Raw genomic sequence first — 698 nt, forward strand, 5'->3', positions numbered from 1 at the left:
GGAGTGAAACTGATTGCATCGGCAACCTATTAGACTTTGGCACTATACATTTTAATATAGCAAATAAAACTTCAGGGCAAATTTCAAAAACTTTAGAAAAGAGTGCCTTAGGGCTTGTTCAAATAGCTAGAGATAAAAATAAACCACTTGCTGGTGAGGACATTAAAAACATCAGTAAATCCAAACTAACTTATGGGAATACTAAACAAAATATGAAAATCAGTATGTTTGCTCATAAAAAAATCATTGAAGCAATCAGTTCCAGGGCTTTTAAAGAAAATTTAGCCGTATTTTATGTAAATCCAGCATACACTAGCCAAATGGGTAAAATAAAATATATGAAAGCTAAAGGAATATCTATTCATGTATCCGCTGCATATTGTATAGCTGGTAGATCTCTTGGGTATAAAGAGAAAATACCTTTGATATATAGAACATTTACAGGGAATTGGAAGGTACTGTCCAAAGAGTTAAAGACACTTAAAATACAGTATTTTTATAAAATTTCAAGCACCTTCGGATACTCCAATTTAAAATCTTTTGTAAAAGATACTATAGTAAGCAATTATGTTCTCTTCAAAGAAAAGCCTATTGTAAAGTTTAGTTTTAATTAAATCATCTCCTGGGTCACTGAAAATTAACAACTTTGGAAGCTGATTTAGACTGCCACCAAAGCAATTTTACTGGGCTAGACAACT

1 pseudogene is annotated in these 698 nt (G+C 31.7%); it reads left to right on the forward strand.

Going from position 1 to position 698, the window contains the following annotated elements:
* A pseudogene (locus tag KPL37_RS19525) lies at window positions 1-614 on the forward strand (hypothetical protein); the annotation flags it as partial.
* Window positions 615-698: the final 84 nt, after the last annotated feature.

It is taken from the genome of Clostridium frigoris (genome assembly GCF_018861865.1).
In the GTDB taxonomy this organism is placed as follows: Bacteria; Bacillota; Clostridia; order Clostridiales; family Clostridiaceae; genus Clostridium_AD; species Clostridium_AD frigoris.